The organism is Nocardioides albidus, assembly GCF_006335005.1.
GTDB classification, from domain to species: Bacteria; Actinomycetota; Actinomycetes; order Propionibacteriales; family Nocardioidaceae; genus Nocardioides; species Nocardioides albidus.
In genome coordinates, this window is record NZ_VDMP01000019.1 from 124736 (window position 1) to 149721 (window position 24986).

The 24986-nt window shown below is 72.0% G+C and carries 29 protein-coding genes and 1 riboswitch; of the genes, 21 read left to right on the forward strand and 8 right to left on the reverse strand.

Features of this window, described 5'->3' with window-relative positions:
- Window positions 1–9 precede the first annotated feature (9 nt).
- Window positions 10–621 (reverse strand): TetR family transcriptional regulator, encoded by a 612-nt coding sequence (locus tag FHP29_RS06485; RefSeq protein WP_139622039.1) that lies wholly within the window; start codon window positions 619–621, stop codon window positions 10–12.
- Window positions 622–771: 150 nt separating this feature from the next.
- On the opposite strand from FHP29_RS06485, the gene FHP29_RS06490 reads away from it, so the two are divergent.
- Genes FHP29_RS06490 through FHP29_RS06500 form a run of 3 tightly spaced genes read left to right on the forward strand, consistent with a single transcriptional unit; the run spans window position 772 to window position 4014 of the window.
- Window positions 772–2109, forward strand: a complete 1338-nt coding sequence (locus FHP29_RS06490; protein WP_139622040.1) for a glycosyltransferase family 4 protein — start codon at window positions 772–774, stop codon at window positions 2107–2109.
- A gap of 4 nt (window positions 2110–2113) precedes the next feature.
- Window positions 2114–2863, forward strand: a complete 750-nt coding sequence (locus FHP29_RS06495; RefSeq protein WP_139622041.1) for a class I SAM-dependent methyltransferase — start codon at window positions 2114–2116, stop codon at window positions 2861–2863.
- Window positions 2860–4014, forward strand: coding sequence for a prenyltransferase (locus FHP29_RS06500; protein ID WP_139622042.1), 1155 nt, complete (start codon window positions 2860–2862; stop codon window positions 4012–4014). Before FHP29_RS06495 ends, FHP29_RS06500 begins: the two co-directional genes overlap by 4 nt.
- Here FHP29_RS06500 and FHP29_RS06505 read toward each other — a convergent pair.
- Window positions 3985–4662 carry a class I SAM-dependent methyltransferase gene (locus FHP29_RS06505; RefSeq protein WP_240044352.1) on the reverse strand — a complete coding sequence of 226 codons (678 nt, stop codon included), beginning with the start codon at window positions 4660–4662 and terminating at the stop codon, window positions 3985–3987. The genes FHP29_RS06500 and FHP29_RS06505 overlap by 30 nt on opposite strands.
- Window positions 4663–4711: 49 nt before the next feature.
- Between FHP29_RS06505 and FHP29_RS06510 the strand changes: the two genes are divergently transcribed.
- On the forward strand, window positions 4712–6718 hold the full coding sequence (locus tag FHP29_RS06510; protein ID WP_139622043.1) for an acyl-CoA dehydrogenase family protein: 2007 nt from the start codon (window positions 4712–4714) through the stop codon (window positions 6716–6718).
- A 6-nt stretch (window positions 6719–6724) separates the two neighbouring features.
- Here FHP29_RS06510 and FHP29_RS23100 read toward each other — a convergent pair whose 3' ends face one another.
- Window positions 6725–6850 (reverse strand): hypothetical protein, encoded by a 126-nt coding sequence (locus tag FHP29_RS23100; protein WP_275669421.1) that lies wholly within the window; start codon window positions 6848–6850, stop codon window positions 6725–6727.
- Between the two features lie 5 nt (window positions 6851–6855).
- Entirely contained in the window at window positions 6856–8139 is a 1284-nt protein-coding gene (locus tag FHP29_RS06515) for an alpha/beta hydrolase (protein WP_139622044.1), read from the reverse strand.
- A gap of 62 nt (window positions 8140–8201) precedes the next feature.
- Here FHP29_RS06515 and FHP29_RS06520 point away from each other — a divergent pair, with 62 nt between their 5' ends.
- Entirely contained in the window at window positions 8202–9626 is a 1425-nt protein-coding gene (locus FHP29_RS06520) for a WS/DGAT/MGAT family O-acyltransferase (protein ID WP_139622045.1), read from the forward strand.
- On the opposite strand, the gene FHP29_RS06525 is transcribed toward FHP29_RS06520, so the two are convergent.
- Window positions 9583–10503 (reverse strand): alpha/beta fold hydrolase, encoded by a 921-nt coding sequence (locus FHP29_RS06525; protein ID WP_139622046.1) that lies wholly within the window; start codon window positions 10501–10503, stop codon window positions 9583–9585. The two genes, FHP29_RS06520 and FHP29_RS06525, sit on opposite strands and share 44 nt — an antisense overlap.
- Window positions 10504–10536: 33 nt before the next feature.
- Here FHP29_RS06525 and FHP29_RS06530 point away from each other — a divergent pair, with 33 nt between their 5' ends.
- Genes FHP29_RS06530 through FHP29_RS06545 form a run of 5 tightly spaced genes read left to right on the forward strand, consistent with a single transcriptional unit; the run spans window position 10537 to window position 15200 of the window.
- Window positions 10537–12717, forward strand: coding sequence for an acyl-CoA dehydrogenase family protein (locus FHP29_RS06530; RefSeq protein WP_139622047.1), 2181 nt, complete (start codon window positions 10537–10539; stop codon window positions 12715–12717).
- Entirely contained in the window at window positions 12714–13262 is a 549-nt protein-coding gene (locus tag FHP29_RS22000; RefSeq protein ID WP_192903978.1) for an FAS1-like dehydratase domain-containing protein, read from the forward strand. Before FHP29_RS06530 ends, FHP29_RS22000 begins: the two co-directional genes overlap by 4 nt.
- Entirely contained in the window at window positions 13259–13648 is a 390-nt protein-coding gene (locus tag FHP29_RS22005; RefSeq protein WP_192903979.1) for a Zn-ribbon domain-containing OB-fold protein, read from the forward strand. The genes FHP29_RS22000 and FHP29_RS22005 overlap by 4 nt, the downstream gene beginning before the upstream one ends.
- Window positions 13645–14034 (forward strand): MaoC family dehydratase, encoded by a 390-nt coding sequence (locus tag FHP29_RS06540; protein WP_139622048.1) that lies wholly within the window; start codon window positions 13645–13647, stop codon window positions 14032–14034. The genes FHP29_RS22005 and FHP29_RS06540 overlap by 4 nt, the downstream gene beginning before the upstream one ends.
- A complete protein-coding gene (locus FHP29_RS06545; RefSeq protein ID WP_139622049.1) occupies window positions 14031–15200 on the forward strand; it encodes a lipid-transfer protein in 1170 nt (389 codons plus the stop codon). The genes FHP29_RS06540 and FHP29_RS06545 overlap by 4 nt, the downstream gene beginning before the upstream one ends.
- Before the next feature lie 24 nt (window positions 15201–15224).
- Here the strand turns inward: FHP29_RS06545 and FHP29_RS06550 are convergent, their stop codons facing one another.
- On the reverse strand, window positions 15225–15716 hold the full coding sequence (locus FHP29_RS06550; protein WP_139622050.1) for a cupin domain-containing protein: 492 nt from the start codon (window positions 15714–15716) through the stop codon (window positions 15225–15227).
- A 79-nt stretch (window positions 15717–15795) separates the two neighbouring features.
- A riboswitch (FMN riboswitch) is annotated at window positions 15796–15925 on the forward strand.
- Window positions 15926–16049: 124 nt separating this feature from the next.
- Here FHP29_RS06550 and ribD point away from each other — a divergent pair.
- Genes ribD through FHP29_RS06585 form a run of 7 tightly spaced genes read left to right on the forward strand, consistent with a single transcriptional unit; the run spans window position 16050 to window position 21008 of the window.
- Window positions 16050–17060 (forward strand): bifunctional diaminohydroxyphosphoribosylaminopyrimidine deaminase/5-amino-6-(5-phosphoribosylamino)uracil reductase RibD, encoded by a 1011-nt coding sequence (ribD, locus tag FHP29_RS06555; protein WP_139622091.1) that lies wholly within the window; start codon window positions 16050–16052, stop codon window positions 17058–17060.
- Between the two features lie 4 nt (window positions 17061–17064).
- The gene (locus FHP29_RS06560; protein ID WP_139622051.1) at window positions 17065–17679 is read left to right on the forward strand and encodes a riboflavin synthase; all 615 of its coding nucleotides are present in this window, start codon (window positions 17065–17067) and stop codon (window positions 17677–17679) included.
- Between the two features lie 2 nt (window positions 17680–17681).
- Window positions 17682–18926, forward strand: a complete 1245-nt coding sequence (locus FHP29_RS06565; RefSeq protein ID WP_192903980.1) for a bifunctional 3,4-dihydroxy-2-butanone-4-phosphate synthase/GTP cyclohydrolase II — start codon at window positions 17682–17684, stop codon at window positions 18924–18926.
- A gap of 1 nt (window position 18927) precedes the next feature.
- Window positions 18928–19416, forward strand: a complete 489-nt coding sequence (gene ribH / locus FHP29_RS06570) for a 6,7-dimethyl-8-ribityllumazine synthase (RefSeq protein WP_139622052.1) — start codon at window positions 18928–18930, stop codon at window positions 19414–19416.
- A 6-nt stretch (window positions 19417–19422) separates the two neighbouring features.
- Window positions 19423–19686 (forward strand): phosphoribosyl-ATP diphosphatase, encoded by a 264-nt coding sequence (locus FHP29_RS06575; RefSeq protein ID WP_139622053.1) that lies wholly within the window; start codon window positions 19423–19425, stop codon window positions 19684–19686.
- Between the two features lie 28 nt (window positions 19687–19714).
- Window positions 19715–20557, forward strand: a complete 843-nt coding sequence (gene hisG / locus FHP29_RS06580; RefSeq protein ID WP_139622054.1) for an ATP phosphoribosyltransferase — start codon at window positions 19715–19717, stop codon at window positions 20555–20557.
- Between the two features lie 13 nt (window positions 20558–20570).
- Entirely contained in the window at window positions 20571–21008 is a 438-nt protein-coding gene (locus tag FHP29_RS06585; protein ID WP_240044353.1) for a PH domain-containing protein, read from the forward strand.
- Window positions 21009–21041: 33 nt separating this feature from the next.
- On the opposite strand, the gene FHP29_RS06590 is transcribed toward FHP29_RS06585, so the two are convergent.
- Window positions 21042–21596 (reverse strand): uridine kinase family protein, encoded by a 555-nt coding sequence (locus tag FHP29_RS06590; protein WP_240044354.1) that lies wholly within the window; start codon window positions 21594–21596, stop codon window positions 21042–21044.
- Window positions 21574–22824, reverse strand: coding sequence for an amino acid deaminase/aldolase (locus FHP29_RS06595; protein WP_139622056.1), 1251 nt, complete (start codon window positions 22822–22824; stop codon window positions 21574–21576). The genes FHP29_RS06590 and FHP29_RS06595 overlap by 23 nt, the downstream gene beginning before the upstream one ends.
- Window positions 22825–22858: 34 nt before the next feature.
- On the opposite strand from FHP29_RS06595, the gene FHP29_RS06600 reads away from it, so the two are divergent.
- The 4 genes from FHP29_RS06600 (at window position 22859) to rplT (ending at window position 24984) form a co-directional block, all read left to right on the forward strand.
- Window positions 22859–23401 (forward strand): SseB family protein, encoded by a 543-nt coding sequence (locus FHP29_RS06600; RefSeq protein ID WP_240044355.1) that lies wholly within the window; start codon window positions 22859–22861, stop codon window positions 23399–23401.
- Between the two features lie 287 nt (window positions 23402–23688).
- Window positions 23689–24318 carry a translation initiation factor IF-3 gene (infC, locus tag FHP29_RS06605; protein WP_240044356.1) on the forward strand — a complete coding sequence of 210 codons (630 nt, stop codon included), beginning with the start codon at window positions 23689–23691 and terminating at the stop codon, window positions 24316–24318.
- Between the two features lie 28 nt (window positions 24319–24346).
- Window positions 24347–24541 (forward strand): 50S ribosomal protein L35, encoded by a 195-nt coding sequence (gene rpmI, locus FHP29_RS06610; RefSeq protein ID WP_028654205.1) that lies wholly within the window; start codon window positions 24347–24349, stop codon window positions 24539–24541.
- A 44-nt stretch (window positions 24542–24585) separates the two neighbouring features.
- The gene (gene rplT / locus FHP29_RS06615) at window positions 24586–24984 is read left to right on the forward strand and encodes a 50S ribosomal protein L20 (RefSeq protein ID WP_139622059.1); all 399 of its coding nucleotides are present in this window, start codon (window positions 24586–24588) and stop codon (window positions 24982–24984) included.
- Window positions 24985–24986: the final 2 nt, after the last annotated feature.

The following is a 24986-nucleotide window of genomic DNA, read 5'->3' on the forward strand; positions in this document are numbered from 1 at the left end:
GCGCTCGGCCTAGTCACGCAGAATGAGGTGCACGGCCTTCTCCATGTGGGCCGCCGTCTCCTCGGCGGTGGAGCGGCCGGTCACCCACGCCACCAGGGCGGAGAGCCACACGTCGCCGATGACGCGCGCGATGGCGACGTCGTCCTCGGTGATCGCGCCCTCGTCGGGCGTGCCCCCGTGCATCGCGTGGGTCACGATCGTGGTCATCGCCATCCCCACCACGTGGATCTCGTTGCTCACGCTGCTGTCGGCGAACATGAAGGCGCGGGTGAGCGCCTCGGTGAGCTTGGGGTCGCCCTGCATGCCGCGGGCCATCCGCTTGAGGACGTAGAGCACGCGCTCGGCCTGCGTGTCGCCGGGGATCTCGCGCTCGTTCAGGCGCGCCGAGGCGTCCTCGAACTGGCGGCCCAGCGCGGAGACGAGCAGGTGGATCTTCGAGGGGAAGTAGCGGTAGAGCGTGCCGAGGGCCACGTCGGCACGCTCGGCGACCGCACGCATCTGGACGGCGTCGAACCCGCCGGACGTGGCCAGGTCGTAGGTCGCGTCGAGGATCCTCTTGCGACGCTCGCGCTGGGCGGCCGATCCGAGGTCCTCGGACGTGGACGGGTTCGCGATGCTCACGAAGGGTCCCCCTGGAGTGGTGTGACGAGGCGGGTCGTTATGGACCCAGTCGATAGGCTACCGGGAAGTAGCGCATAATTTGGAACACGTTCCACTACGTTCTCGTTTCGGCCTTGCTCCCCGGGAGCTCGACAAGGGGAGAAGCACCTGATGCGAATCGCGATGCTGTCCTACCGCAGCAAGCCGCACGTCGGCGGGCAGGGGATCTACATCCGGCGGCTCACGCGCGAGCTCGCCGCACTCGGCCACACCGTCGAGGTGTTCTCCGGGCAGCCCTACCCGGACCTCGACGAGGGAGTGACCCTCACGAAGGTGCCGAGTCTCGACCTCTACCGGCCCGGCGACGAGTTCCGCAACCCGAGCCCGGGGGAGTTCCGCGACCTCGTGGACGTCGAGGAGTGGCTGACCATGCGCAGCGGCGCCTTCCCCGAGCCCGTCACCTTCAGCAAGCGCGTGGTGAGGCTGCTGCGCGAGCGCCGTGACGACTTCGACGTCGTCTTCGACAACCAGACCCTGGCGACGCCGCTGCTCGCGATCGAGGATCCCGCGACGGTCGGTCTCCCGCTCGCGACGACGATCCACCACCCGATCACGATGGACCGCCGCATCGAGCTCGCCTCCGCTGCCTGGGCCAAGCTCAAGGACGGGTCCCGGTGGCGCCTCGAGCTGCCCAAGATCGGCGTGTGGCGCTGGTACTCCTTCCTGAGCCAGCAGAAGCGCACCGCTCCCCGCCTGCGCCGCGTCATCGTGCCGTCAGAGTCGTCCAAGCGCGACGTCGTCCGCGAGTTCAAGGTCGACCCGGCGCGGATCGAGACGATCCTGCTCGGTGTCGACGACCGGTTCACCCCGCCCGCCGCGCCCCGCGTGCCCGGGCGGATCCTCGCGATGGCCAGCGCCGACGCGCCCCTCAAGGGCATCTCCGTCCTCCTCGAGGCCTTCGCCAAGCTGGTCGTCGAGCGCGACCTCGAGCTGGTGCTCGTCACCAAGCCCAAGGAGGGCGGGGTGACCGAGAAGCTGATCGACAAGCTCGGCATCGCCGAGCGCGTGTCCTTCGCCAACGGTCTCACCGACGACGAGCTGGTCGCCCTCATGGGCTCGGCCGAGCTGGCCTGCGTGCCCTCGCTCTACGAGGGCTTCTCGCTCCCGACCGCGGAGCTGATGGCGTGCGAGACCCCGCTCGTCGTCTCGCGGGCCGGAGCCATCCCGGAGGTCGTCGGTCCCGACGGCCTGTGCGCCGACGTCGTGGAGCCCGGTGACGTCGGTGCGCTCACCACGGCGCTGGCCGCCCTGCTCGACGACCCCGCCCGCCGTGCCGAGATGGGTGCTGCGGGCCGGCGCCGGGTCAAGGAGCTGTTCAGCTGGACCGCGGTCGCGGCGAGCACCGCGGCCGTGCTGGAGGACGTGATCGCGGAGTACCGGGCCGAGAACGCCGAGCAGAAGGTTTCGAGGCTCGCTGGCGCTCGCACCTCAACCACCGAGAAGGACTGACGACATGCTGACCGTTGACTTCGACCGCCTCGGCCTGCGCGCCGGCGACCGCGTCCTCGACATGGGCGCCGGAGCCGGCCGGCACAGCTTCGAGATGTACCGCCGCGGCGCCGACGTGATCGCCTTCGACCTCGACGCCGAGGAGCTCGAGAACGTCCGCAACCTGTTCGTGGCGATGAAGGAGGCCGGCGAGGTGCCCGAGGGCGCCGAGGCCGACGTCAAGCAGGGCGACGCCCTCGCGCTGCCCTTCGCCGACGGCGAGTTCGACCGGATCGTCTGCTCGGAGGTCCTCGAGCACATCCACGACGACGTCGCCGCGATCCGCGAGCTGATCCGCGTGCTGCGGCCGGGCGGGACCCTCGCCGTCACCGTGCCCCGCTGGCTGCCCGAGGTGATCAACTGGCGCCTCTCCGCCGACTACCACAACGCGGAGGGCGGTCACATCCGGATCTACACCGACCACGAGCTCGTCGACAAGGTCACCAAGGGTGGCCGCCTCAACGACGGCACCCCCGGCGAGGCCATGGTGTTCGAGGGCAAGAGCTACACCCACGGCCTGCACGCGCCGTACTGGTGGATCAAGTGCGCGGTCGGCGTCGACAACGACACCCACCCGCTCGCCAAGGCGTACCACAAGCTGCTGGTCTGGGAGATCATGAAGCAGCCCACGGCGCTCCGGCTCGCCGGCAAGGTGCTCGACCCGGTGATCGGCAAGAGCATGGTGCTGTACTTCCGGAAGCCGGAGGCGGCGTGAGCGGGGCCGCCACGCCCGAGGTGCCGCTGAGCCGCCTGCCGTACGTCGACGGCGTGCTGTCCGCGCAGGAGGTGGCCGACACCGCGGCGGCCATCGCCGCCATGCAGGAGCCGTGCGGGGCGGTGCCGTGGACCACGGGCGAGCACGTCGACATCTGGAACCACGTCGAGGCCGCCATGGCGATGCTGGTCGGCGGGCAGGTCGACGCGGCGGAGCGCGCCTATGCCTGGATCCCCACCCTGCAGCGCGCCGACGGCTCCTGGCCGATGAAGATCGTCGGCGGGGCGGCCGAGGACGAGCGGGGCGAGGTCAACATGTCGGCGTACTTCGCCGTCGGCCTGTGGCACCACTGGCTGGTGCGTCGCGACATCCGCTTCGTCGAGCGCTACTGGCCCTCCGTGCGCGCCGGGCTCGACTTCGTCGTGTCCCTGCAGGAGCCCTTCGGCGGCATCCGCTGGACGCCGGTCGACGACTTCTGCCTGCTCACGGGCAACTCCAGCATCTACCACTCCCTGCGTGCCGGCGTGGCGCTTGCCGACCTGATGGACGACCCCCAGCCCGAGTGGGAGCTCGCCGGCGGCCGCCTCGGACACGCGGTGCGCAGCCACGCCGACCGGTTCGCGGACAAGTCGACCTACTCGATGGACTGGTACTACCCGGTCCTCGGAGGGCCGGTCCGCGGCGACGCGGCCCGCGACCTGATCGCGCGCCGGTGGGACGACTTCGTCGTCCCGGGCCTCGGGATCCACTGCGTCGACACCAATCCCTGGGTCACCGGCGCGGAGACCTGCGAGCTCGCCATGGCGCTCGACGTCCTCGGCGACCCGGCTTCGAGCAGGCGGGCGCGGACACTGCTGGCCGACGTCCAGCACCTGCGCGAGGAGGACGGCCGGTACTGGACCGGATGGGTCTACGCCGACCCGACGCGTCCTGCGCCGGAAGGCGAGCCGCGTGACGTGCACTGGCCGCACGAGCACACGACCTACACGGCCGCGGCGGTGATCCTGGCGGTCGACGCGCTCGGGGAGACCTACGGCCACGCCACGCCCGGCTCCGGGATCATGCGCGGGACCTCGCTGGCGCCGCACTTCGCCGAGATCGCCCTCGAGTGCGAATGCCCCTCAGTCGAGCGGGTCTCCGGCCGCGCCTGAGTCGCGCCGCAGCACGCGGAGCGAGCCCTGGTGGGCCACCTCCGTGAACGCGCCGCTCGCCAGTGCCGGCAGGTAGATCTGCTCGTACGGCGGCCGCCCGCCGTCGGCAGGGTCGGGGAAGACGTCGTGGATGGCGAGGAAGCCGCCCGACCCGACCCAGTGCGCCCAGCCGCGGTAGTCGTCGCGGGCCGGCTCCTCGCCGTGCCCGCCGTCGATGAACAGCAGCGAGAGCGGCGTGCGCCAATGGGCGGCGACGGTCGTGGAGCGGCCCACGACGGCGATGACGTGGTCCTCGAGGCCGGCCCGCGCGATGTTCTTGCGGAACTGGCCCAGGGTGTCCATCAGTCCGAACTCCGGGTCGACGACGCTGGCGTCGTGGTGCTCCCAGCCGGCCTGGTTCTCCTCGGAGCCGCGGTGGTGGTCGACGGTGAACACGACCGCTGTCGTGCCCGTGTCGCGGGTGACCTGCTGCGCGGCGGCGCCGAGGTAGATCCCGGACTTGCCGCAGTAGGTGCCGACCTCGAGCACCGGCCCGTGGGGCAGTCGCTCGAGCGCGACCCGGTGGAGCAGGGCGCCCTCGTCCTCGGGCATGAAGCCCTTCGCGCGGCGGGCGTGGTCCAGGAGGTCGGACGGCATGGTGTCGGTCACTCCCGCACTCTAGTAGAGTTAGAACGCGTTCTAGTTCTTGAGGAGCATCATGTCGATCGGCATCACCGACGAGCAGGTCGAGCTCGCCGACAGCCTGCGCAAGTGGGCGTCGAGCCTGTCCCCGATCGAGGCGGTCCGCGCCGCGGAGGGCGACGTGGCGGCGGACTTCGCACCGATCTGGGCTGCGATCGAGGAGATGGGGGTCCACGCGATCGCCGTACCCGAGGGCGACGGTGGTGGCGGCGGGACCGTGCTCGACCAAGCGGTCGCGCTGGAGGCCTGCGCCCACGAGCTGCTGCCGGGCGGACTGCTCGGCGCCGCGATCGGCAGCACACTGAGCCGGGAGCCCGGACGGCACGGCGTCCAGCTCGACGACGACGGCGTGATCTGGGACGGCGGTACGGCGGGCCGCGGCACCCCTGCGCCCGGCATCGACCTCTCGGCGCGCCACGCCCGCGGCACCGGTCCGGGACTCGCCGACCCCGCCGCGCGGCGCACCGCGATCACCTTCGCGGCCGCCGAGGCGGCGGGCGTGACCCGCTGGTGCCTGGAGACGGCGGTCGACTACGCAGGAGTCCGCGAGCAGTTCGGGCAGAGGATCGGCTCCTTCCAGGCGATCAAGCACCTGTGTGCCCAGATGCTCGAGACCGCCGAGGCCGTCACCGCGGCGGCCTGGGACGCGGCCGCGGCGGCGACGGCACGGGATTCGGGGCGGGCCGGCGAGGAGCAGTGGGCCTTCGCGGTCGACGTCGCCCTCGTCACCTGCTTCGACGGCGCCGTCGAGGTCGCCAAGTCCTGCATCCAGGTGCTCGGCGGCATCGGCTTCACCTACGAGCACGACGCCCACCTCTACCTGCGTCGCGCTCTGACCCTGCGTGCTCTCGTCGGCTCCGCCGACGATGCTGCCGAGCGGGTGACCGCCGCCGCCGTCGCCGGCGTACGACGCCGGGTCGACGTCGACCTCGAGGGCCGCGACGCGGCGGTCCGTCCGCAGGCTCGCGCCACCGCCGAGCGGATCGCGGCGCTGCCGGCGGGGGAGCAGCGGAGCGCACTCGTCGACGCGGGCTACCTGACGCCGCACTGGCCGCCGCCCTACGGCCTCGGCGCCGATCCCGCCACGCAGATCGTCATCGATCAGGAGCTCGGCCGCGCGGGCGTCGTACGACCGGACCTGGTGATCGCCGGGTGGGCCCTCCCGACGATCCTCGCCCACGGCACCGACGCGCAGCGCGAGCGGTTCGTGCGGCCCTCGCTGCTCGGCGAGCTCACCTGGTGCCAGCTGTTCTCCGAGCCCGGCTCCGGCTCCGACCTCGCCTCCCTGCGCACCCGCGCGGTGAGGGTCGAGGGCGGTTGGTCGCTGACGGGGCAGAAGGTGTGGACGTCGGTCGCCGAGCGGGCCGACTGGGGCATCTGCCTGGCGCGGACCGATCCCGACGTCCCGCAGCACAAGGGCATCACCTACTTCCTCGTCGACATGCGCGCCGCCGGCATCGAGGTGCGCCCGCTGCGCGAGATCACCGGCGAGGCGCTGTTCAACGAGGTCTTCCTCGACGACGTCCTCGTCCCGGACGAGTGCGTCGTCGCGGAGCCCGGCGACGGCTGGAGACTGGCGCGCACGACGCTGGCCAACGAGCGCGTCGCGATGGCCGGCACCCGGCTGACCAAGAGCGTCGAGCGCGCCGTCGAGCTCGCCGCCTCCCGCGACCTCGGCCCCGTCGAGCGCGTCGAGATCGGCCGCCAGGTGGCGCTCGCCACCGTGTGTGCCCTGCTCGGCGTCCGCACCACCCTGCGCGCGCTCGGTGGCCACGGCCCCGGCGCGGAGTCGAGCGTCGCCAAGCTGCTCGGCGTCCGCAGCCGCCAGGACTCCTCCGAGCTCGTGGTCCGGCTCCAGGGCGACGCCCTCGCCCTGCTCGGTCCGCTCGGCAAGGAGTCCGACGACCCCCTCGCCGCCGACGTGTGGGAGCAGCTCAACACCCGCTGCCTGTCCATCGCCGGCGGCACCACGCAGATCCTGCGCAACGTCGCCGCCGAGCGGATCCTCGGCCTGCCTCGCTAGGTTCCTTCAGCTGCTCCGGGGGCCTGTCGGGGGCTCGGGCAGGCGGCGCAGGATCTCGGCCAGGGTGCTGTCGATCTGATCGAACCGGGCGTCGTGCGCGTCGAACGGCTCCTCCGGTTGGTGGTCGTGCACGGACCCTACGTCGCGTCGGCCGATGGATCCAGCGAGCCGTCCGGGCCTGTGGAGAGCTGCTCGCGGCGCCAGACGTTCCAGTGCCAGGTCAGGAACCGGTCCGTGGCCCGCACCAGGTGCTGGGAGCGGATCGAGGGGAAGATGTCGAAGGCGTGCTGGGCTCCCGGCAGCTCGGCGTACACGACCGTGCGCTTCGAGGTGGCGCGCAGCGCCTCGACGAAGGAGCGGGCCTGAGCGGGATCGACGAGGGTGTCGCGCGATCCGTGGATCACGAAGAAGTCGGGGTCGTCGGGGGAGACCCGCAGCAGGGGCGAGGCCTGCTCGAAGACCTCCGGCGCGTCGCGGAAGCGCCGCCGGACCACGCGCGGGGCGAGGAAGGTGTCGCGCATCAGCTCGGCGGATCGCAGGCCGGTCGCACCCGCCCAGTCGTAGACGCCGTAGTAGGGGACCGCCGCCTGGACACTGGTGTCGGCGGTCTCGAAGCCCGGCTGGAACTCCGGTGCGTTCGGGGTGACCGCGGCCAGTGCGGCCAGGTGACCGCCGGCGGAGCCACCCGTGATCGCGACGTACGACGGATCGCCCCCGAAGTCCGCGATGTGCTCCTTGATCCACGCGATCGCCGCCTTGACGTCGACGATCTGCGCGGGCCACGGATCGCGGGGCGCGAGACGGTAGTTGATCGCGACGCAGACCCAGCCCTTCGCGGCGAGGTGCTGCATGAGGGGCAGACCCTGCTGCTCCTTGTCGCCGATCGTCCAAGCGCCGCCGTGCACCTGCAGCAGGACGGGTGCGCCCGCGGCCGGCGTGACCTCCGAGGTGTAGACGTCGAGCAGGCCCCGACGGCCGTACGGCGCGTACGGGATGTCGCGGTGCACCTCGATCCCCGCGCGGCGGGCCGCCCGGCGGAACGCGAACGGATTGGCGATCCGCCGCCAGGGCGTCGCCAGCTCCGCCGGCGTGGGCTTCGCGTCGAGCTGCTCGACGTAGTCGACGCCGAGCCCCTCGACCAGCGCGTCCTCCGCGTCGTCGACGGCCCGCCGGCTCTGACGGATCAGATAGGCGAGCCCCGCGGCCGACAGGCCGGCCAGGGCCAGCCCGCGCCGGTCCCGCCGGGATCCGCGCGCGTGGGCTGCGGCGTCGGCGACGGTCAGGCCGAGCACCTGGGGCGCGAGCTCGCCGGTCAGCCAGCCGGCGAAGAACGCCGGGATCCCCGCCCGGGAGCCGGGGAGGGGGCGGATGGCGTTGGCGGTCAGCGCCGCGGTCACCAACTGGCGCCGTACGAATCCCATGACCCGAGGATATCCGGATCGTTGTGAGAAACTGATACAGGTTCTACTTCCAGGGGGTTTCCATGGATCGGCTGTCCGGGCTCGATGCGAGCTTTCTCTATCTGGAGACGCCCGCGCAACTGATGCACGTCTGCGCCGTCATGGTGCTCGACCCCGCGACCATGACGACGCCGTACGCCTTCGCCGCGATGCAGGACGAGATCGCGGCCCGCGTGCGCGACGTGCCGGGCTTCACCCGCAAGGTCCGTGGTGTCCCGCTCGGCCTCGACCACCCGGTGTGGGTGCGCGACAGGAGCTTCGACATCGAGCGGCACGTGCACCGCCTCGCGCTGCCCACGCCGGGCGGCTATGCCGAGCTGATGGACCTGTGCGCTCACCTGGCCTCCCTTCCGCTCGACCGCTCCCGCCCGCTGTGGGAGATGTGGGTGATCGAGGGCTACCGGCCCGAGGAGGGGGCGGGGGAGAAGGTCGTCGTGTTCGCGAAGATGCACCATGCGACCGTCGACGGCGTCTCCGGCGCGAACCTGATCTCCCACCTGTGCTCGCTGGAGCCGGACGCGCCGCCCCTCGTGCCGGAGAACGTCCCCCACCCCCGCGACCCCGGTCGCGGCGAACTGCTCGGCCGCGCCGTCATCGGCACGGCCACCCGGCCCGTCACCCTGGTCAAGGTGCTCAAGCCCTCGGCCGAGCTGATCACCAAGAGCATCGGCCGCGCCCGGCAGGGGACCGCCATGGCCGCGCCGTTCTCCGCCCCGCGCACGTCGTTCAACGGCACCATCACGTCCCACCGCTCCATCGCCATGGCCGACCTCGATCTCGAGGAGATCCGCCGGGTCAAGAAGGTGACCGGTACGACGGTCAACGACGTCGTGCTCGCGATCTGCGGTGGCGCGCTGCGCGCCTACCTCGCCGAGCGCGACGAGCTGCCGGAGTCCTCGCTGCTGGCCACGGTGCCTGTCAGCGTGCGCGACAGCTCGCGCCGCTCGACCGGCGCCAACAAGGTGTCCGCGCTGTTCACCAAGCTCGGCACCGACATCGACGACCCGCTGGAGCGCCTGCGGATGCTCGCCGAGCGCAACCGGCACGCCAAGGAGCACCACAACGCGATCAGCGCCGACGCCCTCCAGGACTGGGCGGAGTTCGCCGCGCCCCGCACCTTCGGCCTCGCCGTGCGCGCCTACGCGAACCTGCGCCTCGCCGAGCGGCACCCGGTGGTGCACAACCTGGTCATCTCGAACGTGCCCGGCCCGCCGATCCCGCTCTACTTCATGGGTGCCCGGATCGACGCGCTCTGCCCCCTCGGGCCGGTCTTCCACGGCGCCGGACTCAACATCACCGTGATGTCGAACGCCGGGCAGATGCACGTCGGCGCGATCGCCTGCCGCGAGTCCATGCCCGACACCGACGCGCTGGTGCGCCACTTCCCGGCCGAGCTCGATCGCCTCAGCGCGGCGGTGGACGCCGGAAGTCCCGACGGCGCGCGTTGACGGTCGCGGCCGCCTCCACGAAGCGCGGCACGAATCTCTCGGCCCCGAGCACGCAGCCGGCGTGCCCGTCGTCGACCTCGTGCACGGTCGCGCCGGGGATCGCGCGGGCCAGTGCCAGCTGGCGGTCCGTGGGGATGACGCGGTCGCGCATCATGGCCACGACCGCGGTCGGCACGTCGATGCGCGCGAGCCACGGGCGCGAGTGGTGCCGGCCGAGCGCGGCGAGCGCCTGTCCGACCGCCCAGGGGCTGGTCGAGCGGAACTCGCGCAGCGCCCACTCGTGCAGGTCCGCGGGCTGGAGGTCGGCGGCTCCGGCGGCCGCCCGGGCTGCGCGCCGTGCGGTCCGCGAGCGGGAGATGCCCCGCAGCGCGAGCATCGTGCTGCCCATCCCGAGGAAGAAGGCACGCTCGGCCGGCGTCAGCTGGAAGCGGTCCGTCGTGGCGCCGAGCACCAGGCCCTGCACCAGCGACGGGTGCTGGCGCCACACCCGTTGCGCCACCACCGATCCCATCGAGTAGCCGCCGACGACCACGTCGCGCAGGTCCAGCACGTCGATCAGCGCGGCGACGTCGTCGGCGCAGTCGACGAGGCTGAACTCGTCGCTCCTGATGCCGCGTCCGTGCCAGCGCTGGTCGAGGGTGACCACGCGGAACCGTCGCGAGAGCGGCTCGATCGAGGGGAACCACGTGAGCAGGCCGGTCGTGCCCAGCGCGTGCAGCAGCACGAGCGTGGGAGACTCCGGGTGGGGCCCCGGGGTGTCGGTCACGTACGTCGCACCGCCGCGGCCCGGCAGCTCCACCATCCGCCCCGGGGGGATCCGGGTCGGTGGCAGCTCGACGCGACGGCGCGCGACGTCGATCAGTGAGACGGCACCCATGCGGACCAGATTAGAACACGTTACAGTTTCCCTGTGGATGCAGAGGCGATCAACGCGGTCCGTGCCGTCGTCGGCGAGGTGCTCGAGCGGGACTCCGACGCCCGCGACTGGGCGGCGTGGGCCGCGGCCGGACTGACCTCCCTGCCCGTGCCCGAGGAGCATGGTGGCGAAGGACTGGGCCTCACCGAGGTCGCCGTCCTACTCCGCGAGACGGGCCGGGCCGGCATCCAGGTCCCGGTGTGGGAAACGCTGTGCTGCGGGGCCCTCGCCCTCGCCGAGCACGGCACCGACGCCCAGCGCAAGGAGCTGCTCCCCGGCATCGCGTCCGGCGAGCTGGTCGTCACGCCCGCGCTGCGCGGTGACGCGACGTACGTCGACGGCGTGGTCAGCGGCCGCAAGCTCGCCGTGACCAACGCCTCGCAGGCAGCCCGACTCCTCGTCGTCGCCGAGGACGGCGAGCGTGAGGTCGTGGTGCTGGTCGACCCCGCCGGCCCCGGCGTCACCCTGCTCCCCGCGAGCGCGTCCAGCGCCCTCCCGCGGCACACCGTCGTCCTCGACGGGGCGCCGGCCGAGCCGCTCGCCGACGGCGGCACGGGAGCCGCCGCGCGGCTGCGGGACCTGGCCCGCGCCGGCCTCGCCGTCACGGCGGCCGGCGTGCTCGCCGGTGCCCGCGACCTGACGGCCGACTACGTCAAGGGCCGCCGGCAGTTCGGCCGCTCGCTCGCCGAGTTCCAGGCCGTGTCCTTGCAGATGGCCGACGTCTACGTCGCCTCGCGCACCCTCGACCTGGTCGCCGACAACGCCGTATGGCGGGTCGCCGAGGGCCTCCCGGCCGACGACGACCTCGCGGTCGCCGGCTACTGGGCGAGCCAGGTCGCGCCCTACGCCCTGCGCACCTGCCACCACCTCCACGGCGGCATGGGCGTCGACATCACCTACCCGCTCGTCGCCATGACGACCTGGGGCACCGACCTCGCCCACGCCCTCGACACCACGGCCGCCGAGGTCCCCGTCGAGGCCGCCGCCACGAAGAACCTCGAGCTCACCGACGACCAGCGCGCCCTCAAGGCGCGGCTGCGCGACTACTTCGGCGGCGTCGCGGCCGAGTTCGCCGGCATCCACGACCCCGACCCGGTCGAGGGCGCCTGGAACCGGCACGGACCGACGTACGAGCGGATGATCCGCCGCCTCGGGGACGACGGCTGGATGGGCGTCGGCTGGCCGAAGGAGTACGGCGGCCACGGGCTCGGCGAGGTCGAGCAGACGATCTTCGCCAACGAGGCGCAGTACGCCGACGTGCACCTGCCGTCCGTCACCCTGCAGACCGTCGGCCCGACCCTGATCACGTACGGCACCGAGAAGCAGAAGGCGCTCTTCCTGGAGCGCATCCTCAAGGGCGACGTGCACTTCGCGATCGGCTACAGCGAGCCCGACGCCGGCACCGACCTCGCCTCGCTGCGCACGACGGCGCGGTTGGTCGAAGGGGACGGCGACCCGTACTACCTGGTCAACGGCCAGAAGATGTGGACCACCGGCGGTCACCAGGCCGACTACCTGTGGCTCGCGGTCCGCACCGACCCGGACGCACCCAAGCACCAGGGCATCTCGATCCTGATCGTGGACACGAAGGACCCCGGCTACAGCTGGACACCGATCATCACAGCCGACGGATCCCACCACGTCAACGCGACGTACTTCAACGACGTCCGGGTCCCCGTCGACATGCTCGTCGGGGAGGAGAACCAGGGCTGGAGGCTGATCACCACCCAGCTCAACCACGAGCGGGTCATGCTCGGCCCCGCCGGCCGGATCGAGGGCCTGCGCGACCGCGTCGTCCGGTGGGCCGACGCCGCCGGCGTGCGCGACCGGGCCGACGTGCGGGACGTGCTGGGCCGGGCGACCGCGGTCTTCCGGGTCAACGAGCTGCTCAACTGGGAGGTCGCCCGTGCCGCGGCCGCCGGCGAGATCAAGGTGGCGGACGCGTCGTCGTCGAAGGTGTTCGCCTCCGACCAGGTGCAGCACCTGTTGGCCGACCTGATCGCGCTCGTGCACCGCCACGGGGACGCCGGGGAGCCGGCGACCAGGGAGTTGCTCGACTACCTCGACGCGCAGGCCAAGCGGAACCTCGTGCTCACCTTCGGTGGCGGGGTCCAGGAGGTCCAGCGCGAGCTGATCTCGATGTTCGGCCTCGGCCTGCCGCGGGTGCCGCGATGACCGGCGACCCGGTGGTCGAGCTCGTCGAGGCCGACGTCCACGAGAGGATCATGGCCGAGGCGGAGCGGATCAAGGGCTGGGGCGAGGCCGCCGAGCGGGTCGCCCGCGACGAGGTCAACCAGCCGACGATCAACAACTGGCTCGAGGCGATGGGCCTCGACAACCCGCGCTTCACGGCGGGCGAGGCGCCGCCCTCGATGGCCCAGGTGTGGACGATGTACGGCCTGGGCGGCAAGCCGTCCGAGGACGACCCGCTGCACTCGATGATGCGAGCGCTCACCGCCGCCGGCTTCACCGCCGTGCTCGGCACCAACTGCGAGCAGTCCTACGACCGCTACCTGCGCGTGGGGGAGCGGGTGCGGGTGACCACCGCGCTCGACTCCGTCGTCGGGCCGAAGGCGACCGGCATGGGGGTCGGCTACTTCGTGACCTCGCGCAACACCTGGTACGTCGGCGACGAGCGGGTCGCGACCATGCTCTTCCGGGTCCTGAAGTTCGTCCCGAAGGCGACCGAGCGAGCGCAGGCAGACGAGGAGCAGGCATGAGCGGCCCGGTGCGCCCGGTCGTCAACCGGGACAACGCCTACTTCTTCGAAGGTACGGCGAGCCGCGAGCTGCGCATCCAGAGCTGCAACGCCTGCGGCGTGCTGCGCCACCCGCCCGGCCCGGCGTGCCCGGACTGCGGCGCCCTCGACCGCGGCCACGTCGTCGCAGCGGGCACGGGGACCGTCTTCTCCTATGTCATCCACCACGCCCCGCAGGTGCCCGGCAAGCAGCTGCCGCTGGTGATCGCGCTCGTGGACCTCGACGAGGGTGTGCGGATGGTGGCGGAGATGACCGGCCCGGTCGAGATCGGCGACCGCGTGCGCGTCGGCTGGAACGTGGTCGACGACGACCTGACCCTCCCGATCTGGACGAAGGCGGAGCGATGAGCGCTGAGCTGAACGTGGGCGACCGGCTCCCCGAGTGGAGCCTCCCGATCACCCCGACCCTGGTGGTCTCGACCGCGATCGCCACTCGCGACTTCCAAGACGTCCACCACGACCGCGACATCGCCCGGGCGGCCGGCTCGAAGGACATCTTCGTCAACATCCTCACCTCGACGGCGCTGTGCGAGCGCTATGTCACCGACTGGGCGGGCCCCGACGTGCAGATCCGGGGGGTCGCGATCCGGCTCGGTGCGCCGGCGTACCCCTATGACACCCTCACCTTCTCCGGCGAGGTCACCGCGATCGAGGACGGCGTCGCCACCGTCGAGGTCGTCGGTGCGGTCTCGCTCGGCGACCACGTCGTCGGCACGGTCCGGATCGCGGCATGAGCCGCACCCTCAGCGGCAGGGCCGCGATCGCCGGCATCGGCGCCACCGAGTTCTCCAAGGCATCCGGCCGCTCCGAGCTGCAGCTCTCCGTCGAGGCCGTCCGTCACGCCCTCGCCGACTGCGGCCTCGGCCCCGCCGACGTCGACGGCCTGGTCACCTTCACCATGGACACCTCCTCCGAGATCGCCGTGGCCCGCGAGCTCGGCATCGGTGAGCTGCGCTTCTTCAGCCGGATCAACTACGGCGGCGGCGCCGCCTGCGCCACCGTCCAGCAGGCCGCGATGGCCGTGGCCACCGGCGTCGCCGACGTCGTGGTCGCCTACCGCGGCTTCAACGAGCGCTCCGGCGACCGCTTCGGCCAGGTGTCGGCGTGGGCGGCGCAACAGGTCAACACCAACGGCCTCGACAACGCCTGGACCTACCCCCTCGGCCTGTCCACCCCGGCCGCCACCGTCGCGATGCAGGCCCGCCGCTACATGCACGAGTACGGCGCCACCTCCGCGGACTTCGGCCACGTCGCCGTCGCCGACCGCAAGCACGCCGCCACCAACCCGGCCGCCTTCTTCTTCGGCAGGCCGATCACCCTCGAGGACCACCAGGCGTCCCGCATGATCGCCGACCCGCTGCGCCTCCTCGACTGCTGCCAGGAGTCCGACGGGGCCGTCGCCCTCGTCATCGTCTCGGCCGAGCGTGCCCGGGACCTGGCCCAGCGGCCGGCGTACGTCGCCGCTGCCGCCCAGGGCTCGGGCAAGGACCAGTTCGTGATGACGTCCTACTACCGCGACGACATCGGCATCCCCGAGATCGGCGTCGTCGGTCGCGAGCTGTGGCGGCAGTCCGGCCTCACGCCCGCGGACCTGCCGACGGCGGTGCTCTACGACCACTTCACGCCCTACGTCCTCATGCAGCTCGAGGAGCTCGGCTTCTGCGGTCGTGGCGAGGCCAAGGACTTCGTCAGGGACGGTGCGATCGAGGTCGGCGGCCGGCTGCCGATCAACACCCACGGCGGCCAGCTCGGCGAGGCCTACATCCACGGCATGAACGGCATCGCCGAGGCCGTACGCCAGATCCGCGGCACCTCGGTCAACCCGGTCGCCGACGCCCACCACGTGCTGGTCACCGCCGGCACCGGCGTGCCGACGAGCGGGCTGATCCTGTCGGCCTGACTGGATCCAGCCCTGACCGGGCGCCTACTCCTCGACCCACACGTTGTCGTGCTCGCGCATGAACGCGTCGTACTCCGCCGGCGTCCACTCCTCGCCCCGGGCGAGCCGGTCCAGACCCTCGAAGTACGGCTCGCGCGGCGCACCCGGCGCGAAGTGCAGCAGCATCGAGGCCGGAGCGCCGGACTCGTTGCGGAAGCCGTGGATCCCGCCGGGCGGGACGTGCAGGAAGTCGCCCGACCGAGCGGTCGTCCACGCCGAGCCGGTGTGGATCCGCACCTCGCCCTCGAGGACGTAGAACGACTCGGAGATGCTGCGGTGGAAGTGGGGACTCGGTCCGCTGACCGCCTCGGAGAACTCCCAGCGGTAGAGACCGAACAGGCCGCCGGTCGCCTCGCCGCGCGCCAGGTAGTGGACCCGGTTGCCGTTGGGGTAGACGAGGTCGGGGCCGTCGGAGCCGGGACGGACCCAGGCCGAGACCTCGCCGTCGCCGTCGTACAGGGGTGGGGGATACGACATGCCGCGACGGTACCGACTCCCAGTGACCGGACCCACGGCCCGCCGCGGGTCGGGTTGTGCCACCATGGATCCCAAGAGCTCGCGTGCTCTGGGGTCGGTGAGAGTCCGAACCGGCGGTGACAGTCCGCGACCCGATCGCAGCCAGCGGTCGGTTGACCAGGTGGAACTCCTGGACCGACGGTGAAAGTCCGGATGGGAAGTGCACGCACGAGTGTCCGACGGACTCCCCGAACCGGGGAGGACGCCGCGCACCAGGCAAGCCCCGGAGTCCGCGTCCAGGACGACGAGAGGCGGTGGCCGGTGGCGGAGACGTTCACCCGTGAGTACGACGCGATGCGTCGTGCCCTCGCGCTGGCAGCGACCCCCGGGGTGCCGCTGCACCCCAACCCGCGGGTGGGCTGCGTGCTGCTCGCCCCCGACGGTTCGACCGTCGGCGAGGGCTACCACCACGGCGCGGGCACGCCGCACGCCGAGATCGAGGCGCTGACGGCCGCCGGTGACCGGGCTCGCGGCGCGACCGCGGTGGTGACGCTCGAGCCGTGCAACCACACCGGCCGCACCGGCCCCTGTGCCCAGGCGCTCGTCGACGCCGGCGTCGCCCGCGTGGTGATCGCCCAGCGCGATCCCAATCCGCAGGCCGCGGGCGGGATGGACACCCTGCTCGAGGCTGGTCTCGAGGTCGACGCCGGGCTGCTCGCCGACGAGGCCGCCGAGATCAACCGCGCCTGGACCTTCGCGCACCTCAACGGCCGGCCGTTCGTGACCTGGAAGCTCGCGACGACCGTGGACGGTCGCAGCGCGGCCGAGGACGGCACCTCGCGCTGGGTCTCCTCGTCCGCCGCGCGCCGCGACACCCACGTCCTGCGCGGCCTGTGCGACACCATGCTCGTCGGCACCAACACCGTCGAGGTCGACGACCCCCGGTTGACCGTCCGCGGCGACGACGACGAGCCGGTCGGCGAGCAGCCGCTGCGTGTCGTCATGGGGGAGCGTGAGCTGTCCGCCGACCGCAAGGTCCTCGACGACTCCGCGCCGTCGGTGCACCTGCGCACCCACGACCCGGCCCAGGCCCTGCGCACCCTGTACGCCGACCACGGCCGCAGTCACGTCTTCCTCGAGGGCGGGCCGACCCTGGCCGCCGCCTTCCTGCGGGCCGGCCTGGTCGACGAGGTGGTCGCCTATGTCGCCCCGATGCTCCTCGGCGCGGGCACCAGCGCCGTCGGGGACCTCGGAATCGGCACGATCGCCGACGCGTTGCACCTCGCACTCGTCGACACCACGGTCGTCGGCGAGGGAGCCGAGGCCAACGTGCGCATGATCATGCGTCCCACGAAGAGGAGCTGAAGGATTGTTCACCGGCATCGTCGAGGAGCTCGGCACCGTCACCGCCGTCGAGGACCAGGGGGACGCCATCCGGCTCACCATCGCCTCCGACGTGACCCTGTCCGACGCGGGCCTCGGTGACTCCATCGCCGTCAACGGGTGCTGCCTGACGGTCGCCGAGCGCACCGACAGCACCTGGACCGCGGACGTGATGGCCGAGACCCTCGCGAAGACGAGCATCGGACGCCTGGAGGTGGGCGACCGGGTCAACCTCGAGCGCGCGGTCACGGCCGAGAAGCGCCTCGGCGGTCACGTCGTCCAAGGACACGTCGACGCCGTCGGCGAGGTCGTCGCCCGCACCCCCAGCGAGCACTGGGAGGTCGTGGAGATCAAGATGCCCGACGAGCTGGGCCGCTATCTCGTCGACAAGGGCTCGATCACCGTCGACGGCACCTCGCTGACCGTCGTCGAGGCCGGCGACCACACGTTCACGGTCAGCCTCATCCCCGAGACCCTGGCCCGCACGACGCTCGGCTTCCGTGCCGTGGGCGACCAGGTCAACCTCGAGGTCGACGTCATCGCCAAGCACGTGGAGAAGCTCGTCCGCGCCTACACCGGCGCAAGCAACAAGGAGAACTGACAATGTCCGTGCGACTGGACCCGGTCGAGCGAGCGATCGCCGACATCGCTGCCGGCAAGGCCGTCGTCGTCGTCGACGACGAGGACCGCGAGAACGAGGGCGACATCATCTTCGCCGCCAGCAAGGCGACGCCGGAGCTGATGGCGTTCACGATCCGCTACTCCAGCGGCGTGATCTGCGCGCCGATGCCCGGCGCCATGCTCGACCGGCTCGAGATCCCGCTGATGACCCCGCACAACAAGGACGCCTACCGCACGGCGTACACGATCTCGGTCGATGCCCGCGACGGCGTCAGCACCGGCATCTCCGCGGCCGACCGCGCCCACACCGTGCGCGTCCTCGCCGACTCGGCCACCGAGCCGTGGGAGCTCACCCGCCCGGGGCACGTGTTCCCGCTGCGCTACCGCGAGGGCGGCGTGCTGGTCCGACGCGGCCACACCGAGGCCGCGGTCGACCTGTGCCGCCTGGCCGGGCTCACGCCGACCGGCGTGCTGGTCGAGGTCGTCAACGACGACGGGACCATGAAGCGCGCCCCCGAGCTGCGCGCGTTCGCCGACGAGCACGGCCTGGCGATGATCTCGATCGAGGACCTGGTCCGCTACCGGCGTCGCGTCGAGACCCACGTGGTGCGCGAGGCCGAGACCCGGCTCCCCACCACGCACGGCGACTTCACGGCGATCGGCTACACGATCACCGTCGACGGCAGCGAGCACGTCGCGCTCGTGTACGGCGACCCGGCGAGCCTCACCGACGGGGGACCGGTGCTGACCCGGGTGCACTCGGAGTGCCTCACCGGCGACGTGTTCGGCTCGAGCCGATGCGACTGCGGCCCCCAGCTCAACGAGGCGATGGACCGGATCGTCGAGGAGGGCCGCGGCGTCGTGGTCTACCTCCGCGGGCACGAGGGCCGGGGGATCGGCCTGGTCGCCAAGCTGCAGGCCTACCAGCTGCAGGACGGCGGCCGCGACACGGTCGACGCCAACCTCGACCTCGGCCTGCCCGCCGACGCCCGTCACTACGGTGCCGCGACCCAGATCCTCAAGGACCTCGGCATCTCCGAGGTGCGGCTGCTGACCAACAACCCCGACAAGGTCACCTCGCTCGAGGACTACGGCGTCACCGTCACCGAGCGCGTGCCGCTCACGCCCCACCCCAACGGCCACAACCTCGCCTACCTGCTGACCAAGCGCGACCGCATGGGCCACGACCTCCCCGACCTCGATCTCGACCTCGAAGGAGTCAACTGACATGGCCGGACACGGCGCCCCCGACATCGCGCCCATCGACTGCCACGACCTGCGCGTGGCCGTCGTCGCGGCCAGCTGGCACACCCAGGTGATGGACGGCCTCATCGCCGGCGCGCAGCGCGCCTTCGCCGACCACCGGATCGAGGCGCCCGTCGTGGTGCGCGTCCCCGGCACCTTCGAGCTGCCCGTCACCGCGGCGGCCCTCGCGCCGTCGTACGACGCCGTGATCGCGCTCGGCGTCGTCATCCGGGGCGGCACCCCCCACTTCGAGTACGTCTGCAACGCGGCGACCGACGGCCTCACCCGGGTCTCGCTCGACCACCACATCCCGATCGGCTTCGGCGTCCTGACCTGCGACACCGAGGACCAGGCGCTGGACCGCGCGGGCCTGGAGGGCTCGAGCGAGGACAAGGGCTACGAGGCGGCCTCGGCCGCCCTGCAGACCGCAGCGACCCTGAAGCGGATCCGGCGCGGCTACGCCGTAGGCTGACCTCCCGTGAAGACGTTCGACGAGCTGTTCGCAGAGCTCAGCGACAAGGCACGGACACGGCCCGAGGGGTCCGGCACCGTTCGGCAGCTCGACGCCGGGGTCCATGCGATCGGCAAGAAGCTGATCGAGGAGGCCGCTGAGTCCTGGATGGCCGCCGAGCACGAGGGCAAGGACGCCACCGCGCTGGAGATCAGCCAGCTGCTCTACCACGCCCAGGTCCTCATGATCGCGAGCGGACTCTCGCTCGACGACGTCTACGCACACCTCTGAGACCCCGGGTCTCACGTAGGAAGGCACCATGCTCAAGATCGCCGTCCCCAACAAGGGCGCCCTCTCCGAGGCAGCCTCGGGGATGCTGCGCGAGGCCGGCTACGCCCAGCGCTCGGACTCCAAGCAGCTCACCAAGCTCGACCCCGACAACGACGTCGAGTTCTTCTACCTGCGCCCGCGCGACATCGCGCTGTACGTCGGCGAGGGCACGCTCGACGCCGGCATCACCGGCCGCGACCTGCTCCTCGACTCCCACGCGACCGCCACGGAGGCGCTCCAGCTCGGCTTCGGCCGCTCGAAGTTCCGCTTCGCCGCCCGGCCGGGCACCGCCGAGAAGGCCGAGGACCTGGCCGGCAAGAGGATCGCGACGTCCTACGACGGCGTCGTACGGCGCTACCTCGCGGCGCTCGGCGTCGAGGCCACCGTCGTCCGTCTCGACGGAGCGGTGGAGACGAGCATCCAGCTCGGTGTCGCGGACGCGATCGCCGACGTCGTGGAGACCGGCTCGACGCTGCGCAACGCGGGTCTCGAGGTCTTCGGCGACGTCATCCTCGAGTCCGAGGCCGTCATGATCACCCGGCCGGGTGCCGATCCCGGGGCGCTGGAGGTCTTCACCCGGCGGCTTCAGGGCGTCCTGGTGGCCCGTGCCTACGTGATGATGGACTACGACATCCGCGCCGAGAAGGTCGAGCAGGCCATCGCGCTCACCCCCGGCATCGAGAGCCCCACGGTCAGCCCGCTCCATCGCGAGGGCTGGGTCGCGGTCCGCTCGATGGTCCAGCGGGCCAGCGCCCAGCGCGTGATGGACGAGCTGTTCGCCCTCGGCGCGCGCGCGATCCTCACCACCGACATCCACGCCTGCCGGCTCTGAGGTGTCCTTCGAGGTGCCCTCCCTTCCACGCACCTGGCGCCCCCTCGGCCCCCGGCTGGCCGCCGCCGTGTTCGGGGTGGTCCTCGTCGGTGCCTTCGCGTGGCTGTGGTTCCAGTTCGAGCCCCAGACCAAGGCGTCGGTCAAGGGACTGGAGAAGGCGACGGTCGTCTTCTTCATCCTGCTCGGCCTGGCTCTGCTCAACGCCCTGGCCCGCTCGCGGGTGGTCGCGCACGCGGACGGGCTCACCGTCGTCAACGGCTACCGCACCCGGCGCCTGGCCTGGACGGAGGTGGGCACGGTCCGGTTCCCGCAGGGTGCCCCGTGGCCCTACCTCGACCTCGGCGACGGCGAGCGGATCTCCCTGCTCGGCATCCACGCCTCCGACGGCGCCCGTGCGGCGACGGCGATCCGGGAGCTGCGCGCGGTCGTCGACGCCCACCGGCCCGGCTGACGCCGACTTCCCCTGCGGCCCCCGGGCTCAGGCTCAGGTGCGGACGACCAGGTCGGCCCGTGCCCGGGTGCCCTCGCGGGCGTGCAGCGCCTCCTCGTCGGCCAGCCAGGTCTCCCAGTGCACGCGCATGTCCTCCCCGTCGCGCTCCAGCCAGCGGGCCAGGCGCACGTCGAGGTCGGCCTCGACCCACACGAGCAGGGTGACGAGGTCGTCGTACGCCGCGGCGCCGCTGCCGACGCCCTCGAGGACCAGGAGCGGACCGGGCTCGACGGTCCGGGTGCCGTCCCACGCGTCGGCGTACCAGTCCCAGCGCCGCCACCGCCCGGGCTGCCCCGCGGCCAGGGGCCGCAGGAGCGCCTCGACCGACGCACCGAGGCCGGGCAGGCCGCGCCAGCCCTCGAGCAGCTCGTCCGTGCCGAGCACGACGGCCTCCGGGGCGAGCGCGGCGATCGCGCGGGCGAGGGTGGTCTTCCCGGATCCGGCGAGCCCGTCGACGCACACCAGCCGGCCCGTGCCCAGCGTCGGCGGGCGCGAGCGCGCCGCGGCCAGGACCTGCGCCGCCAGGTCAGAAGGCGAGGCCGTACCCACGGTAGGTCGGGACCTCCTCCACGAACCGCTCGCCCTGGAGCAGGAGCACGCTGCGGCCGTGCTCGAACGGCTCGCCCGACTTGGCGTGCCGGAACCACACCAGGTCGCCGACCGCCAGGGTCGCGGCGTGGGCGCCGACGAGCGGGGTCTGCACCTCGCCGGCGCCCTCGAGACCGGTCAGGCCGAGTCCGGCGGGAGCCCAGGGTGTCGGAGCGCGGTCGGCCCCGGCCGGGCCGGAGGCGATCAGCCCGCCACCGTGCACGGTCGCCACGTCCGCGGAGGGACGGCGGGTGACGGGCAGGCCGAAGAAGGCCGCGGGGATGGGGGAGAAGGACCGGTAGTGGTCGAAGAGGGTCGGCGCCATCAGCCCCGAGCCGGCGGTCACCTCGGTGACGACCGGGTCGGCGGCGGAGGACTCGATGGACCCCGAGCCCCCGGCGTTCCAGAACTCCAGGCCCGCGAAGTCGCCCTGCCCCGCGAGCGCGCCGAGCGCCTCGACGATCGCGGCCCGTCGGACCTGGAGCTGGGTGACGGAGAGCTGCTTGAGCCTGCGCACGACGGCCGAGCGCGCTCGCTGGTGGGGCACGGCGTCGGGTACGCCGGCGACCTGGCCCTCGTAGGTCATCACGCCGACGAGGTGGAACCCGGGCCGGTCGATGACGGTGCGTGCCAGCGACGCGACCGAGCCGACGTCGAACAGCGGGGAGCGCTTCGGGCCGACCGCCTGACCGCCCCAGCGCAGGCCGGCGTCGATGTCGATCGCGACACGCACCGGGACGGCCGTGGAGGCGCGCAGGCTGTCGACGAGGTCGAGGTGCGCGACGTCGTCGACCATGATCGTGACCCGCGACGCGGCGCGCGGCGAGGCCACCAACGCCGCGAGCGCGGCCCGGTCCACGCTCGGGTAGGCGACGACGATGTCGTCGCAGACGTCCTCCTCGGCCAGCCACAGGGCCTCGGCGAGCGTGTAGGCCAGCACCCCGGCGAACCCGTCCGCGGCCAGTGCCCGACGCACGAGCGCGGGCACCCGGATCGACTTGGACGCGACCCGGATCGGCGTCCCCGCCGCGCGCCGGGCGAGATCGGCCGCGTTCGCGTCGAACGCGTCGAGGTCGACCACGAACACGGGCGTGGTCGTCGGCTCGGGCCAGGCGGCAACGGCCTCCCGCAGACGTGCGGCCAGCTTGTTGCGCGCGATGGACGATCGGACGGAAGGCTGGTGCTGCACGTCGTCATCGTTCCACGGGTGGGACGATGACGACGTGACCGCATCGCCGAACGAGCGTCCCGACGCCCGCCGCCTCCAGGGCTCCGAGTACGTCGGTGACGACGGCGCCGCCGACCCCGCCCTCGTGCGAGCGCTGGAGGCCTACGATGCCGGCGCGGCGTCGTACCCCGAGGTGCTCGCGGCCCTGGCCCCGGCCCGGCTGCTCGTGCCGGTCGTGGCGATCCTGGGCGAGGCCGAGGTCGGCGCGGACGGGCTGGCCCGCGACAAGTCGAGCGACATGGCGGCCGTGCTGCTCACCGGCGCCGACGGTCGGCTGGCCCTGCTCGCCTTCACCGATCTCGCGGCCCTGGCGGCCTGGGACCCCCAGGCGCGCCCGGTCCCGGTCGCCGCCCATCTCGCCGCCGCGACCGCGGTCCAGGAGGGCGCCCACGCCCTCGTCGTGGACGTCGCGGGCCCGCACACCTTCGTGGTGGACGACGACCTGCGCCGGCTCGCCGCGCGGTGGACGCCGGTCAGACTCGACGACGGCGGGTGGGCGTGGCTCGGCGATTCGGCGCCAGGGGAAGAAACGCGATAGCATCGGGCGTTGACCGATCCGCCATGCCTGCGCAAGTGGGGATGGCAGATCCACAAGCGGGGACCAGCACCATCGTCTCCCACCCGCACGACCGCCAGGTCGTCGGGTCCGGTCCATGGAGAGCGATCACGCGAGAGCGTGACCGCTCGTGACTGGCTTCCGCTTGGACTAGCGGGAGCCTCTTCTCATTTTGCAGAGCTGTTGACTCCCGACCGAACGAGTTTGGAGGACACATCAGCACCGAGCTGCGCATCAACGACCGGATCCGGGTTCCCGAGGTCCGGCTCGTGGGACCCAACGGAGAGACCGTCGGCATCGTCCCCACCGACCAGGCACTCAAGCTCGCGCAGGAGGCCGACCTGGACCTGGTGGAGATCGCCCCGATGGGCAAGCCCCCTGTCTGCAAGCTCATGGACTACGGGAAGTTCAAGTACGAGAACGCCCAGAAGGCCCGTGAGGCGCGACGGAACCAGACCAACGTCATCATCAAGGAGATGAAGCTCCGGCCGAAGATCGACGCGCACGACTACGAGACCAAGAAGGGTCACGTCGTTCGCTTCCTCAAGGCCGGCGACAAGGTCAAGATCACGATCATGTTCCGTGGTCGCGAGCAGCACCGGCCCGAGCTGGGCTACCGCCTGCTGCAGAAGCTGGCCGAGGACGTGCAGGAGCTGGGCTTCGTGGAGTCCAACCCCAAGCAGGACGGCCGCAACATGACCATGGTCATCGGTCCGCACAAGAAGAAGGCCGAGGCCAAGGCGGAGGTCAAGGCGGCCAAGGAGGAGCGGCGCGCCGAGCGCGAGGCCGAGGCTGCCGCCGACGCCGCCGCCCAGGCCGAGCGGGTGGCCCAGAAGCCGGCGGCCCAGAAGAAGGAGCGGGGTCGCTCCGAGAACCTCGATCCCGAGATCGACGCCTGAGACCGACGCGAGACAAGGAAGAGACAAGATGCCGAAGAACAAGACGCACTCCGGTGCCAGCAAGCGGTTCAAGGTCACGGGCAGCGGCAAGATCCTGCGCGAGAAGGCCGGCAAGCGCCACAACCTCGAGAAGAAGGCCTCCAAGGTCACCCGTCGCCTGACCGGCACGGTCGAGGTCGCCAAGAACGACGTCCCGCGCGCGAAGAAGATGCTCGGTCTCTGAGACCGGCCACCTCGCACCTGAGCACCGAAACAAGGAGTTAGAAGATGGCACGCGTCAAGCGCGCAGTGAACGCGGCGAAGAAGCGTCGTACCACCCTCGACCGGGCCAGCGGCTACCGCGGCCAGCGCTCGCGGCTGTACCGCAAGGCCAAGGAGCAGGTCACCCACTCCCTGGTCTACAGCTACAACGACCGCAAGAAGAACAAGGGCAACTTCCGCCGCCTGTGGATCCAGCGGATCAACGCGGCCGCCCGCGCCGAGGGTCTGACCTACAACCGGTTCATCCAGGGCCTCAACCTGGCCGGCATCGAGGTCGACCGCAAGATCCTCGCCGACCTCGCGGTCAACGACCCGGCCGCGTTCTCCGCGATCGTGGCGCAGGCCAAGGCCGCGCTGCCCGAGGACGTCAACGCTCCTCGCGAGGCCGACCAGGTCTCCGCCTGAGC